Source organism: Psychrobacter okhotskensis, from assembly GCF_013248965.1.
Classification (GTDB): Bacteria; Pseudomonadota; Gammaproteobacteria; order Pseudomonadales; family Moraxellaceae; genus Psychrobacter; species Psychrobacter okhotskensis.
The window spans coordinates 25,399-39,505 of the sequence record NZ_JABRVQ010000003.1 but is presented as its reverse complement, the minus strand read 5'-3'; the positions used below and the strand labels follow the sequence as shown (position 1 = coordinate 39,505).

The 14,107-nt window shown below is 44.0% G+C and carries 12 protein-coding genes and 1 pseudogene; 5 read left to right on the top strand and 8 right to left on the bottom strand.

The features are described from left to right. The first annotated feature begins 80 nt into the window (after positions 1–80). Together HQR03_RS02490 and HQR03_RS02485 are read left to right on the top strand one after the other, a co-directional pair. Positions 81–401, top strand: a complete 321-nt coding sequence (locus HQR03_RS02490; protein ID WP_110922096.1) for a chaperone modulator CbpM — start codon at positions 81–83, stop codon at positions 399–401. A gap of 3 nt (positions 402–404) precedes the next feature. Next, positions 405–944: a hypothetical protein gene (locus tag HQR03_RS02485; protein WP_173239009.1), complete on the top strand. Its 540-nt coding sequence runs from the start codon at positions 405–407 to the stop codon at positions 942–944. A gap of 85 nt (positions 945–1,029) precedes the next feature. Here the strand turns inward: HQR03_RS02485 and sstT are convergent. The 4 genes and pseudogenes from sstT to HQR03_RS02465 form a co-directional block, all read right to left on the bottom strand. Further along, positions 1,030–2,231, bottom strand: a pseudogene (gene sstT / locus HQR03_RS02480) (serine/threonine transporter SstT). Between the two features lie 317 nt (positions 2,232–2,548). Then, positions 2,549–3,046: a DNA polymerase III subunit chi gene (locus HQR03_RS02475; RefSeq protein WP_173239008.1), complete on the bottom strand. Its 498-nt coding sequence runs from the start codon at positions 3,044–3,046 to the stop codon at positions 2,549–2,551. 49 nt (positions 3,047–3,095) lie between these two features. Continuing rightward, a complete protein-coding gene (locus tag HQR03_RS02470; RefSeq protein ID WP_173239007.1) occupies positions 3,096–4,745 on the bottom strand; it encodes a leucyl aminopeptidase in 1,650 nt (549 codons plus the stop codon). A gap of 609 nt (positions 4,746–5,354) precedes the next feature. Further along, positions 5,355–5,960, bottom strand: a complete 606-nt coding sequence (locus tag HQR03_RS02465) for a cysteine hydrolase family protein (protein WP_101211378.1) — start codon at positions 5,958–5,960, stop codon at positions 5,355–5,357. A 544-nt stretch (positions 5,961–6,504) separates the two neighbouring features. On the opposite strand from HQR03_RS02465, the gene HQR03_RS02460 reads away from it, so the two are divergent. Both HQR03_RS02460 and lptG read left to right on the top strand, forming a co-directional pair. After that, positions 6,505–7,785 carry an LPS export ABC transporter permease LptF gene (locus tag HQR03_RS02460; protein ID WP_173239006.1) on the top strand — a complete coding sequence of 427 codons (1,281 nt, stop codon included), beginning with the start codon at positions 6,505–6,507 and terminating at the stop codon, positions 7,783–7,785. Further along, positions 7,785–9,017: an LPS export ABC transporter permease LptG gene (lptG, locus tag HQR03_RS02455; RefSeq protein ID WP_173239005.1), complete on the top strand. Its 1,233-nt coding sequence runs from the start codon at positions 7,785–7,787 to the stop codon at positions 9,015–9,017. The genes HQR03_RS02460 and lptG overlap by 1 nt, the downstream gene beginning before the upstream one ends. A gap of 121 nt (positions 9,018–9,138) precedes the next feature. On the opposite strand, the gene HQR03_RS02450 is transcribed toward lptG, so the two are convergent. Beyond that, positions 9,139–9,747 carry a class I SAM-dependent methyltransferase gene (locus HQR03_RS02450; protein WP_173239004.1) on the bottom strand — a complete coding sequence of 203 codons (609 nt, stop codon included), beginning with the start codon at positions 9,745–9,747 and terminating at the stop codon, positions 9,139–9,141. 762 nt (positions 9,748–10,509) lie between these two features. Between HQR03_RS02450 and HQR03_RS02445 the strand changes: the two genes are divergently transcribed. Continuing rightward, on the top strand, positions 10,510–11,007 hold the full coding sequence (locus HQR03_RS02445) for a hypothetical protein (RefSeq protein WP_173239003.1): 498 nt from the start codon (positions 10,510–10,512) through the stop codon (positions 11,005–11,007). 463 nt (positions 11,008–11,470) lie between these two features. Here HQR03_RS02445 and HQR03_RS02440 read toward each other — a convergent pair whose 3' ends face one another. The 3 genes from HQR03_RS02440 to HQR03_RS02430 all read right to left on the bottom strand — a co-directional run bounded on the left by HQR03_RS02440 (position 11,471) and on the right by HQR03_RS02430 (position 14,074). Beyond that, on the bottom strand, positions 11,471–11,809 hold the full coding sequence (locus HQR03_RS02440) for a DUF3817 domain-containing protein (RefSeq protein ID WP_173239002.1): 339 nt from the start codon (positions 11,807–11,809) through the stop codon (positions 11,471–11,473). Positions 11,810–11,876: 67 nt separating this feature from the next. Further along, entirely contained in the window at positions 11,877–12,815 is a 939-nt protein-coding gene (gene xerD / locus HQR03_RS02435; RefSeq protein WP_173239001.1) for a site-specific tyrosine recombinase XerD, read from the bottom strand. A 38-nt stretch (positions 12,816–12,853) separates the two neighbouring features. Beyond that, a complete protein-coding gene (locus tag HQR03_RS02430) occupies positions 12,854–14,074 on the bottom strand; it encodes a methyltransferase (protein WP_173239000.1) in 1,221 nt (406 codons plus the stop codon). Positions 14,075–14,107: the final 33 nt, after the last annotated feature.

Here is a 14,107-nt window from a genome sequence, read left to right as displayed (position 1 = left end):
ATAACAATCTGATACCACTGTAACAAAGATGAAGACCATACGATAAACGATGAAATAAAGCACAAACGAGGATAATAGCTATGAAACACTCGCCTGAATTGACCGATATTATCATGAGCTTAGATGAGCTAGTATCTGCCTGTGGCCAAGAGCGCCAATGGGTCATCGAATTGATTGAAGAAAATATTATTGAATATGATGTACCAGAACGAGAGCAGTTTACTGGTTATCAGCTGACGACCGTGCGTCGTGCTTCACGACTTAGCCGCGACTTTGAAGCCAGTGTCCCTGCGATTGGTTTAATACTTGAGCTGTTAGATGAGGTGGAGCAACTACGCCAATTAAAACGCCAACTAGACCTGCAAGCACCAGTGATTGAAGTGGATATTGAGGTGAAATAATTAGTGGTCAAATTTACTCCTATTAGAAAACTTGATTTCTTTCTTGCTGTGAATTTATTTGTTGTGAGTGGTGTGCTAATGACGGCATATCCTGATATGAGTTTCCCTAAGGAAAACGAGCTACATTATTATTCTGGCAAGCTAGATGTTTTGAGAGTGAGGCCTGATCCTGACTCAAAGTCGACGCACCAATATTTGGCTTTTTATGATAAAAAGACCAAAACAATACTGGAGTTTTCATGCGCATATTCACAAGCATTTTTTGGTACATCTGACCGCAGTTGTGGTTCAAATGAAGATTTTGAGCCCTATATTGGTCAGATAGCCACTGTTGGATGGTATGAACAAGAAGGTTTTCCAAGTTTATCCAATAACAGGCTGCAGGTGGTCACTTTAGAGTCAGAAGATAAAGTTATACGTAGTTATGACGACACTGTAGCAATACTTGAGAGTGATAAAAAACGATTAAGATATTTCATGATTTTTATTTCATTAGCGTCTATATTTGTGTACTGGTCTTTTGGTAAGCTGCCACGACACTAATAAATGATAGCCAATAAAAAAGGGCCTCAATGATAAATTGGGCCCTTTTTATTTTCTCTATTTATAGCGTTTTATTTTCTATAAATTAACGAGAGTAGGTCGGATCAGCTGCTGCCGTAAATAGTACATCCGTTGACGAGTTCAGCGCTGTTTCTGCAGAATCTTGTATCACCCCGATGATAAAGCCAATCGCAACTACTTGCATAGCGATATCATTTGGAATGTTGAATAAGCTAGCAGCTAGTGGAATCAGTAGCAATGAACCACCGGCGACACCAGACGCACCGCAAGCACTAATGGTTGCCACCAGACTGAGTAGCAGCGCTGAAGCGAACGTCACTTCGATACCCAAGGTATGAGCTGCAGCCAGCGTTAAGACGTTAATCGTAATCGCCGCGCCTGCCATATTAATGGTCGCGCCCAGTGGAATCGTTACTGAATAAGTGTCTTCATGCAGACCCAGTTTACGTGCAAGGTTCATATTGACGGGAATGTTGGCCGCCGAACTACGGGTAAAGAAGGCGGTAATACCAGATTCGCGCAGAAAGTGAATACCAGTGGGTAAGGGTTTTTGCCCGTCTTAATCAGCACGATAATGGGGTTGGCGACCAAGGCGATAAATAGCATACAACCGACCAGTACCATTAAGATACGCGCATAACCCGCTAATGCACCAAAGCCTGTCTCCGCGACGGTATTGGCAACTAGACCTAAGATACCAAAGGGCGCTAGAGCAATGACCCATTTCACGACTTGCGAGATAGCATCCGCAAAATCACCGACGACAGTACGAGCCGTATCACTGGCTTGACGCAGCGCAAAGCCAATGATGATTGCCCACGCTAATATACCGATATAGTTGGCTTCAGCGATGGCGTTGATAGGGTTGGCAACCAAATTCATCAGCAAATTGGTCAACACCTCTTTGAGGTTCGCCGGTGGTACTTGCTCGATAGTAGCATTCACTAACGTCAGCTCGGTCGGGAATAAGAAGCTTGCGCCCACCGCAGTGAGGGCGGCCAAAAAAGTGCCGAACATATACATAATGAGCACAGGCTTGACGAAGACTTCATTGCCACTACGATGCTGACTAATCGCTGCGATGACCAAAATAAATACCAGTATCGGCGCCACCGCTTTTAGTGCACCCACAAATAGCGTACCCAATAAGCCTAGTGCTATACCGGTATCTGGTGCCAACCAACCAATTAATACCCCTAATATTAAACCAATAATAATGAGCGGCACCAGCCCTATACGCTGGTACATCGCAATCAATGAACGCATCTATACAACCTCGAGTTAGTCGATATGGTCGAAGCATTTGTAAATGGTTACGGCGTTACCCTCGCTTCCTGTACCTAAGTGTACGATTTGCGCTCGGTTGCCTTGTAGCCACTTAAAACAGTTTCGACGATAAATAAGACATTTATAATGAAAACGGAAAACTAATCGAAGGATGGTAGCATTTTTTAGGATAAGCGCCTACCTTTAACCCATACACATCTAAGCATATAGGAGGGCGTATAGAGCTAAGAGCATAGCGTTGTATAAGGAAGATGAAAGTGTTTTTTATCGTAAAAAAATAGAAGAGATACTAGAGGTTAGACTTTAAAGTGGGTCAGCTCATAGCCTAATTGTTGATAGTGCTTATACTTGTCACGACCTTGTTGCACACTCGTCGCGTCAGGTTTAATCAGCTCAAGAATACGGGTAGGCTGAGCATTACTGGTCGCTTGCATAAAGGTATTCACAGGCTGTGCCGTTGTATTAATGACGATACCATTGAAATCTGCTGGCATATATCCGCCAAGCAGAACAGGCGCTAACTGTTCGTTGGTATTGGTAGCAACCTCAGTATCATTGCTGTCAGTATCAGCATTTTCAGCACCGTTAGCGAACAGGCGTTGATGCGGTATAAAACTCGTCGCCTCTTGTGCCCATAGTGCTTCATCAAGCGAGGATGATAATTCATCGTCTTTTTCAATAAGAATTAGCAACGACTGATTGCTTTTATTGAGCGCCGTTTGGGTCAACTGACAAATAAAGCCCAAGAAATCTTGAGCTTTACTGTCGCTTAATACATAAAAGCTAACTTTCATAAACTGATTTTCATAAAGTAGTTTTCATAAGTTGGTTTTCGTCAACGGATTAGACCATATTCGCGCTGTTTTTTAAGTATTGCATAAATAGCGGTACAGGGCGACCAGTGGCTGCTTTATCTTTACCCGAGTTCCATGCCGTGCCAGCGATGTCTAGATGCGCCCATGCTTGACCTTCTTCGACGAAGCGCGACAAGAAGCATGCAGCAGTCACTGCACCTGCACCTTTACCACCGATGTTTTGCATATCAGCGATAGGCGAGTCGATTAATGACTGATATTCATCATCCAACGGCATATGCCAAATGAGATCACCAGATAGGTTACTGGCATTTTCTAAATCAAACAAGACATCTTCATCATTACTGAATACAGCTGAGCGTACATGACCTAAAGCAACGACACAAGCACCCGTCAATGTGGCCACATCGATAATGGCTTTTGGCTGATAGCGTTGCACATAGCATAAAGTATCTGCCAGTACTAATCGACCTTCCGCATCGGTATTTAAAATTTCAACCGATTTGCCGTTCATGGCTTTTACGATATCACCTGGGCGCGTTGCATCACCTGATGGCATGTTTTCCGCACAGGCGAGCGCACCCACAACGTTAATCGGTAGACGCGCTTCACATAGCGCTTTAATCGTACCGAGTACCGACGCTGAACCACCCATATCAAATTTCATCTCATCCATCGCCGCACCGGGCTTGATTGAGATACCACCTGAGTCAAAGGTTACGCCTTTACCGACCAATACGATAGGTGCGTCATCATTGGCAGCTTGCACGTCATCGTTGTTTTTAGCGGCTTTTTTGTTAGCCGCTTTGGTTGGTAGTTTATCCGCCAAAGCTTTGAGACCGCCCGTTACTTTTGCGCTGCTAAGGGTAGATTTACCAGTGTTGGCACTGAATTTTGACTTGCCATAGTATTCCATGATGACCAGCTTACCTTCTTTAGCAGAGCCTTGTGCCACAGCTAAGAAGCAACCCATGCCTAGCGCTGACATTTCTTCTTCACCCAATACCGTAACTTTTAATAAGTCAGGATAGGTTTTTGCCAACGCTTCTGCTTGCTCTGCCATATAGGCAGGGAAGCAAATGTTACCAGGCTCATTAGCCACGTCGCGAGTCAAACTTTGACCGGCAAAAACTGACTGAGCAAAGTCCAATGCTGGCTGTAGTGATTCATCAGCAACTAAATAGATATCGGTTAATTCTGGGGTACTTTGCTCAGATTTATATTTATCAAAACGATAAGTCGCTGCCAACAAGTTAAGCGCGAATTGACCAAACTGGTTTTCTTCCAGCGCGTCACCTAAGGCAACAGTAATAGAAGCTACCCGTTTTTGTGTGCTGCTATAGATGGTTTTGGTGATTTTTTGCAGGATGGTATTGTTGAGTTTATCAACGTTACCGACACCGACCAACAATAGCTGGACAGGGTTTTGCTTGGTGGTTTTTTTATCACCCGCTAAGGCATAGTCGACAACCGTTTCACCAACTTTACCGTTGAAGTGAGAGACTTCAATCAATTGCTCAATACGAGCGCTATAGTCTGCCAACACTGATTCAGCAAGGATGTTCTTTTTATCATCCACTAAGACTACCAAACAGGCTTCGTCTTTGCTTTTGGCTTCTTTTTTTAGAATTTTTTGAGTATGAGTTTTTGGTAGGTGCTGAGATAATTTAATATTCATATAGTTATCCTTATTAGAGTTATAAATTTAGAAGTATAGTCAATCCTCTATAAATCAGCTACGGCGTTAGGCTCGCTCAGTCTACTATTTGTAGTACTTTCACTCGCCTTCCTTGTATCTAAATTATAGTGAACCGACTATACAAATAAGTGATGAAGACAATATCGGCATTTTGCTACTTTCATAGCACATCACTATTTTTAAAATAAAATTGTCAATGATGACTTTTCGTCATTGATCTTATATTGACCTTATGCAAAAAACTGGTCAATCAAAATAACGAACGTCAGTTAGGCTGTTGTTGTCCGCGATGAAACGGATTAGCCCATTGATTATTATTGTAGTGTAGCATATCAGCTAATTGCTGCGCAGTTGGCAAGGGTTAGGTAATGTTTTCTTATTTTTTTGCTGCACTATCTTACTAGGGCATATAGAATATTCGGCTACGCCGTCATCAATAATTGACACTGAATCGGATGTAGGCAATCGTCATGCTATTGCTAGTATGACGATTAGACAGGGTAAAAAAGCAATGTAAATAGTGTTCTCACTATACTGTAACTTAGCGGTTTGCTACTTATCTGATCTATTGGTCAGTCATTAATAGAATTAATGGTTAACCAAATCGTCAGTCGTTACCAAGGCTGCAAATCTATCTTGCAGCGCTGCCATAGCGGTATCATGCATCACTTCCGCGCTAATTGTCTCTCTTTTATAATCAGGCAGCGCGCGCGTGGCACAAGCATCATGACAAACAAAATTATCAAAGCCTAGATCAAATGCCGCTCTGACGCTAGAGCTGACACACATATGGCTCATAAAGCCCGCAAAAATCACCTGCTGCTTACCGCTAGCAGAGATAAGCGCCTGTAGCTGAGTATCATAAAAGGCATTAGGATGCTTTTTGGTAATAATTTTTTCACCGTCTAGCGGTTTTAGACCGTCAACGATCTCGACGTTGGTGGATAACGGGTCAAAGACCTTGCCATTGTCTTCGCCATGGTGAGCGATATGAAAGATAGGGATGTCTTGCTTACGAGCTTTATCAAGCAAGCGCTGCGCATTTGCAAGCGCCTTGCTGCCCGCCTGACCTAACGGCATAGCGCCATCAACATATTCGTTCTGATAATCAATAAAGACGACTGCGCAATTTGACCAATCAAGGGTATCAAATTGACCGCCAGCCAGCTCAAGTAGGGTAGAGGGAGTAGACATTATATTTATGCTCCAATGGGTGTGATACATGTGTGAGTTTTGACAATCAATCAGTCTAGCAATTAATCTTGCTCATATTGGCGACTTGATACGAATGACAAACAAACCTTTCCAAAAATAAAAATACCGTTTAATTAAACTGACGTAAGCCCGCGTCCAGAGAAGTCTTGGTCTTTTGTGTTTATTGACTGCTGGATACGGCTCATTGGCTATTGGCAACGTCTACCAATGTTTATCAATATCTATTAGTGATGAACCACGTGTCGCCAGTAAGGGTTGGGTGATTTTTTAGCACACATTTCACAGCCATTTTTTATCAAAATATGCTAGCATTAGCGGTTATCTTTATCGCTTATATTGATAGGTTCTGACTTATAAGTGGTACCGTTACGTTTATATTTATTTAAGTGTTGGTTTGCTTATATATTGGGGTCGCCTTACGTTGGTAGCGCCTCCTATTACGCTTGCCTCTGTTACCCAGCACGCGATACATCGTCCGCATATTCATTATTAAAGAGTACCTATTGTGATATTACGCCGCTACATGACCCAACAAGTTGCCTCAACCACCGCTTTGGTATTGGGGTTTTTGGTGGTGATGATGCTTGGCGGTCGCCTGATACGTTACTTTGGTATTGCGGCTGAAGGTAATCTGGACGTCAGCTTATTATTTACCATTATTGGTTATAACTTACCGTACTTTTTAGAGCTGATCTTACCGTTGGCATTTTTTATCGCCTTAATGCTAGTGTTTGGGCGTTTATATGTCGATCAAGAAATGGCAGTTATCAATGCCAGTGGTGTCTCGCGTGGTAAGCTGGCTCGGCTGATGACGCCATTAATATTGGCCTTATTCGTTGGTGAGGCAGCATTGTCAGTGGTCGGTAAGCCGTGGGGTGTGCGCTCATCTGAGGCGGTGTGGCAGCAGCAGGCCTTTACCAGCGCCTTTGATTTGATTCGCCCCAATGAGTTTATCAGTAGTGGCAATTATCATCTGTATGTCGGCAGTCTTAGCGACGATAAAAAACAGCTGCAAGATGTGATACTCATTCAGTCTGAGCCAGAAGCAAAAGGCAGCAGCAAAAAAGCCGCCGCGATGGATGTTGATAATAAGATTGATCCTGCCACCGCAGAACAACTAGACATTCCAGATGTGCCGCAAGCGCTGATAAGCAAAAGCAATAAAAATATCACTAAAGACACCATTACTTTGGCCAAAAGAGCCGAACAAGTGCAGACGGGCGACAAGGGTGTGACCCAATTGGATTTATTCCAAGGTCGGCGTTACGAAGTCGGCGCGGGCAGTCTCAAGTATAACCAAGTCGGCTTTGATCGCTACCGCATTACCTTGACGGAATCGGCACAAGAAGTCATCACCGAAGACAATATCGAAACCCAAGCAATTGGCCCCTTATGGCAAGCGGCAAGCGGCAGTGCTCAACTCGGTGGTGAGAGTGCGCTGCGTGCAGCACAAAGTGAGCTTGGCTACCGTTTTGCTCTGCCGTGGCTGATGATTATCGCTCCAATGCTCGCCGTCCCACTGGCGCAAGTACGTCCGCGTCAAGGACGTTGGCTGCGTTTGTTTCCTGCCATCTTGTTATTCGTCAGCTGTGCTTTAGGTATTATCTCGCTAAAGAGTGCAGTGAGCAAAGGCACGGTTAGCGTCTGGGCTTATACTTGGCTCATCCTAGGATTTATGGCACTGGCGCTCTATATGAACTGGGGCAGTCGGGTGCAGCATCGTCTGCGCTTTCGGCTAAAAAACCATGCGCCGGTCGCGCTGATTGACACTCAAAGCAATGGCTCACAAGGAGGGCAGTCTTAATGCGCTCTTTATTTTCTAAATCTCAGGCATCTCGCTCACCAAACTTTACAGCTCAACTCGCCAAAAAGCCTGATACCTTAACCGTGCTTAGCCGTTACGTAAAGTTGAATGCGTTGTTGGCCATTATCGGCGCAGTCATCGGTTTGTGGGCGCTACAAATTATCTTTTCTTATTTGTCAGAGCTAGATTCTCTAGACGAGAGCTATACAATGGGCGAGGCGATTAAGTATATCTTTTATCGCTCGCCTTACTTTTTAGAAGAGTTTATACCGACTGGCGCTCTACTCGGTGCGGTCGTTGGACTAGGGTTGCTAGCGAATAAAAGTGAGCTGGTCGTCATGCGTGCCGCTGGGGTCAGCGTCTATCGTATCGTTGGCTGGGTATTGCAGCCTGCTCTGATTTTTGTGTTACTCGCATTGCTCATCAACCAGTTTGTCTTGCCGCATTCCAACCAATTGGCGCAAGAAATTAACGATGAAGACAACAGCTCATTGATTACCTCGGTACGTGGTTATTGGACGGTGCAGCCACGCTTTGAGAGTTCGGGGACTGGTAATACAAAGCCAGATGGCAGTGATATTCTGTATATTGATTATGCTGATGTAGAAGGGAATATTGGCACCGTTAAGCGTTGGCATTTGGACAATAATGGCAACTTACAAACGGCTGTCCATGCTGAGGGCGGACAATATACGGGCCGAGAGCCGATAAGTACGAATACCGCCAGCGACAAGCCCAGCGAGCAATATCGCTATGAGTGGCAGCTCAACAACATGACCAAGCTCAGTATCAATCAAGGCTTTGAGAGTAGCCAAGCCACCTCGCCGTCGGATACCTTAAGCCTGCCTTTCGCTCCCGAATCGGTCTATTTATTGACCCGTGATGCCGAAGATTTATCGCTGACTCAGCTTTACGATCACCGCCAGTTTATGCGCCAACAAGGCCAACGTTCTTTGAATCATGAGCTGGCATTTTGGCAAAAGCTGCTGTCACCGCTGTCGATATTGTCGCTGGTGATTGTCGCTTGTTCATTCGTCTTTGGCTCATTGCGCACCCATAGCTTGGGCTTGCGTATCGTCGTGGCATTATTATTTGGCTTGCTGTTTAGTTATCTTCAGGATTTGGTTGGCTTCATCTCACTAGCCACTGGGTTTTCGCCATTAGTGATGGTGATATTACCAATTATCGCCAGTGCGGCATTAGGTGGGTATTTGCTTAAGCGGCAGATGTAATCCTAAAAATGTAAATTTAAAAATATAGCTCTAAAAATATAGTTCTAAGAATTTAGCCATAAAAAATCCCGCTAACACATCATCGTATTAGCGGGATTTTTTGTTTGTTTTACTCTAGCATTTAGTCTTTGGTCGCCATGGTAATCGTATAGGTCTTACCTTGCTTGACCTTGTCGCTATTGCCAAATACTTCGGTAAACGAACGCTTCACGAATTGGCGCAAACCATTGATTGTCACCACATAGAAACGCCCACCTTGACGCATGCGTGCATAGGCATCGAGGAAATATAGATAATGCTGCTCTTTACCTACCTTCGCTGGTAAGTTCGACATCACCAAGCTAAAGTCTTTGTCCTTTGCCACATGGTTAAAGCCGTTCGATAAATGCACATCGACATTTTCTAGACCATTCTTCTCACAATTAAGGCGGGCATATTCTACTGCCATAAAGTCTTTATCAATCAACGTATGCAGACCATTCGGACATTCACGCGCCGCCGTCATGCCAAGCACGCCATAGCCACAGCCCAAATCGATCGAATCATCATCCGCTTCAAAGTCCACATAATCAAGCAGCATCAAGCTACCATCATCGAGCTTTTGCGGTGAAAAAATACCCCACGTCGTCGCAAAATCAAACGGCTTGCCCAGCACATCTTGGCGAAAGTTAATATCTTCGCGCCAGTGTTGGGCGTTTTTGAGGAGGTCAGCAGGTGGTCTATGGCTCATGGGAGTCTCAAATAATAGATAGGTAAAAGGGGGTGCGTTGTCCAATTAGACAGTGCGCATCGTATGATGGGTATTGTAACGAGAAAAGGGTAGGTTTGCAGCTATCTGTTGTATTGTGGGACGTCGTTATTGCAAAAATTGTGATAGGAGCTGATCCTGCCGTCCGCTATTATCTGCCATATCTGCTAGGGCACGGCTATAGACAGGTCAGGTTGCTGCTACCGCGACATCCTGACCTACCAAGCCTTTGCAATCTAGCAGTCATGACAGGATAACTGCTCCAGTCAGGGCTAAACCGCACCATAAGGCGACTATTGTATTATTGCGAGATTTAAATGGGGAAGACAGCTGTTAAAGAATGATAAACAGCATTTCTAAGACGTCGATATGTTAATTTTAAATTTTTGAGCAAGTTATATTCGTTAAAATATAGTTAACTGAATATCAAATATATATGACAAAATTGATTTTTTCTACGTAACGTATTGAAAAATATAGTAAATTAGTTTTTTTACTTAGTTTTCAGCTCTTGGCCTTGTTTAAAAATCGCGTTACTCATTGCTTTATACTTCAAAATCTCAATTAACCACCTTGACTTGCATTAAAGTATGCAATAGAATCTAAGTTATAGAGACAAGAAAAAGCCCCTGAGCGAGCTATCCGACTAAAGAGAGCGTTCAGGAGCAGTTTTTCAAATAGAGTAATGGATTATTAAACAGCTCAGGCTGTACCATTTTTTTACGCATACTACATGAGGTAGTAATGGATAGTTTACCCAAAGTACTAGATTTTGTCAACGAACAAGCAACTTATCAAGTTGCACGTAGTGGTCATTTTGAACAGCAAGGTGATCAAGTAAGAGCTGATGCCTACCGTAATAGGTCCAAGGACTTTCTATCTTTAAAGCAGTTTATCGAAAATAACTGTAGAGAAAAACCCTCCTCAAACTCTATCTATATCACTCCTAATGACCTTATTGGTTTACCTCCTGAGCTAATTGCAGAACTTAATATCTCCGAATCAGATAAACAGGATTTCCTATTAATGGAAGTTGTTGAAGATCTGGGTGGTATTGCAAGTATCGATAAAATAATGATTCGAGTTTACCATAAAACTGGTGAGATACTTGAGCGTCAAAAGCTTGGTGCAAAGCTATATAGAATGATTAGTAAAAATTTAATATATTCTCTTCCTAATAAGAAAGGCGTTTATTCTTTACAACCAGTGAGCGAAGAGGAGGAACAAAATATGGAGGATTAAAAAAGCTCAGCAATGGCAATTGCTGAGCTTAGAAATTAAAAACCAAAAAAAATGAGTAGTCTCAGAGGTTGATGACTATCATAATTTAAAGGTATTTTGTACTTTCGAAGGGTACACACATACTTTATATTAAATGTTAGGCATTGTCTATGCCTCTGTGGCTACTTGTAAATTGATATTTCATTAATTATAAGAAGTCAGGAGGCCTATATGGCTAAAGAATGTTTCTACCCTAAAGCCGTTCATGTACGTTGGTACTGGCGGTATAGATTCAAACGCTGGGAACGCGTTTGTGAACATTGTCGTAGTTATCCAAATCAGCAGTTGTCTTTCGATTTTTAACTGCTAGAGTTTAATTTTATAAAATGGCAATGGCTTTAGAGCTGTTGCCATTTTTTTATCTTCGAAGATAACTCTTTATATTACATTCCTAAGCGTTGCCAGCATACAAAAAACTTTAATCTTAGTTCCCCAAACGCTTCTTTAACACATGATCAAACACAAACGGCCCAAAGGGCAAAAATGAGCCAAGCACACCAGCAGGGAGCGCCCACAGCGGCATTTTGATTTTATGGGCCGTGATAAAGAGCACAACGATATAGGCGATGAACAATACTCCATGCACAGGCCCGACATAGCTCACCATCTCAGGCATATCCATCATATATTTGAGTGGCATCGCGATACCCAGTAGCAGCAAAAAAGACGTGCCTTCCAAATAACCCATAATGGTCAATTTTTTTAGCGCAAATGCTTGCGCTTTAGTGAGAGTGGGCTTGGAAGATGGCTGAGCTTGCGACACGGTGTATTCCTCTGACGATCATGAATCAATATTTAATGACAATTCTGCTCACCACGCTACCCAGAAGTTATCCACGCGGATGATGCGTGGCATGTAACTGCTGCAATCTTGCCGTCGCCACATGGGTATAAATCTGCGTCGTTGATAAATCGCTATGCCCAAGCAATAACTGTACGCTACGCAAGTCTGCGCCATGATTGAGTAGATGGGTTGCGAAAGCATGACGCAAAGTATGCGGCGATAACTCTTTATCGATACTGGCAACTTTGGCGTACTTCTTTAATAAATACCAAAAGTTCTGCCGCGTCATATAGCCGCCTTGCGCAGTCAAAAACACCGCTTGGCAATTCCCCGATTTCAGGTGAGCAATCAAATCACCACGAGCATGCGTTAGATAATCTTCCAGCGCATCCGCTGCATATTCACCTAATGGAACCAATCGGGTTTTATTACCTTTACCGGTGATTTGTAGCCAGCCTGAATTTAGATTCACTTGTTCCAGTGACAGATTAATCAACTCACTGACCCGTAGACCGCAGGCATAAAGCACTTCTATCATGGCTTTATCACGCAGTCCGAGCGCCGTGCTGGTATCAGGAGATGCTAGGAGATTATCAACATCGCCCTCGTTTAAATCCTTTGGTAATGGACGCCCAAGCTTTGGACTTTTAATACGCTCACAAGGGTTGTCTTCACGCAGGTTGCTAGCAATCATCCATAGATAAAACTGACGCAAGCTTGAGAGCATACGCGCTTGAGTACGTGGCGTTTTGCCGTCTTGGGTAAGCGTTGATAAGCAGTGCAGCACATCGTCGGGTTGCCAGCGTGTTAGAGCGATAGGATTGGTCAGCTCGCAAGAGCGCAGGTCGCGCACATAGGCATTACGCGTCCGCGTGGCTAGACCACGAGCCAGCATCGCTTGACGAAACTCGGTGATATAAGTAGGTTCATCATCAACGGCTAGCGCTTTAGGTTGGCGCTGTTGTACAGCACGGTCGCGGCTCATAATTTGATACTCAATGATTAATTATCAATTATTACAGATTAGGCAGGTACTAAACACCATAATGAGGTAATTTCCGCACTACGCGCCGCATATAGAGGATCAGACTTATCTTGGCTGCGACCATGCTTAGGTTTTGTATCGAGGCGGTATTTTACTTTTAAATCGCTATCTGCAAACCAACCTAATAATTCCTCACGAGTACGCAGCTGCAAATGCTCAGCCAAATCTGACAGAATTAACCAGACTTCTCCTTGCTCAGCTAAATGAGTTTTCGCACCTTGCAAAAATCCACGCAGCATGGCGCTATTGGCATCATAAACGGCATATTCGAGGGGCGAGCTAGGCTTGGCAGGTAACCAAGGCGGATTACAGACAATTAAATTAGCGAGTGGCGCATCAGTCGGATACAAATCAGCTTGCTGCAACTGTACGTTAGTGAGTTTTAATCGCGTAAAATTTTCGCTAGCGCAGGCTAAAGCCCGTGGATTTAAATCGGTAGCAATCACCTGATTTACACCGCGCTGCGCTAAGATAATGGCAAGCAAGCCTGTGCCTGTGCCGATGTCATAAGCGATCTCATGAATGGTCGGCAGCGTCGCATCGAGCAGTAGCTGCACATACTCATGGCGGGTTGGTGCAAAAACGCCATAATGCGGGTAAATCGATAGACCTAAGCTTTCAACTGGCACGCCTTTTTCGCGCCACTGCGCTGCACCTAACGCCCCTTGCAAGTCACGAAATGAAAGTACACATGATTCATCAGCCGCGTTGTCTAACTGGCCAAAAGCTGCTGTACAGGCCGCGCTGACATCAGGGGCGCGACGCAGATGGCTGACATAATTGGCATCAAGCTCTAGTAGCAAGCGACTTAATATACGCGCACGCTGTGCTTGCATTTGCCGTTGTTGATGAAACAAGTTAGGTAGTTCTTTAGAGTTGACCGAATCAGACTCTGCGTTAGACTTAGCAGATTTATTAGCCGCTTTCTTTATTTTGCGCTGCTCAGAGCGCTCATTGGTACGCTCGATACGTCGGTTGAGTGCTTGTAGCAATTGCTTGGCATTATGAAAGTCACCGCGCCACAGCAGTGACGTGCCTTCGCAAGCCAAGCGGTACGCCTCATCAGCGGTTGTTTTGTCATCGACCAATACAATACGCGCAGGCGCTGCATGATTGCTCTCCGATAACCAGCGGGCACGACGTAAGGTTTCATTGCCATTTTCGTGCCACTGTACGTACTGCTGTTGGGTTGCTAACACGTTATCTACCTTTAATTTGTGAATGATATGTTT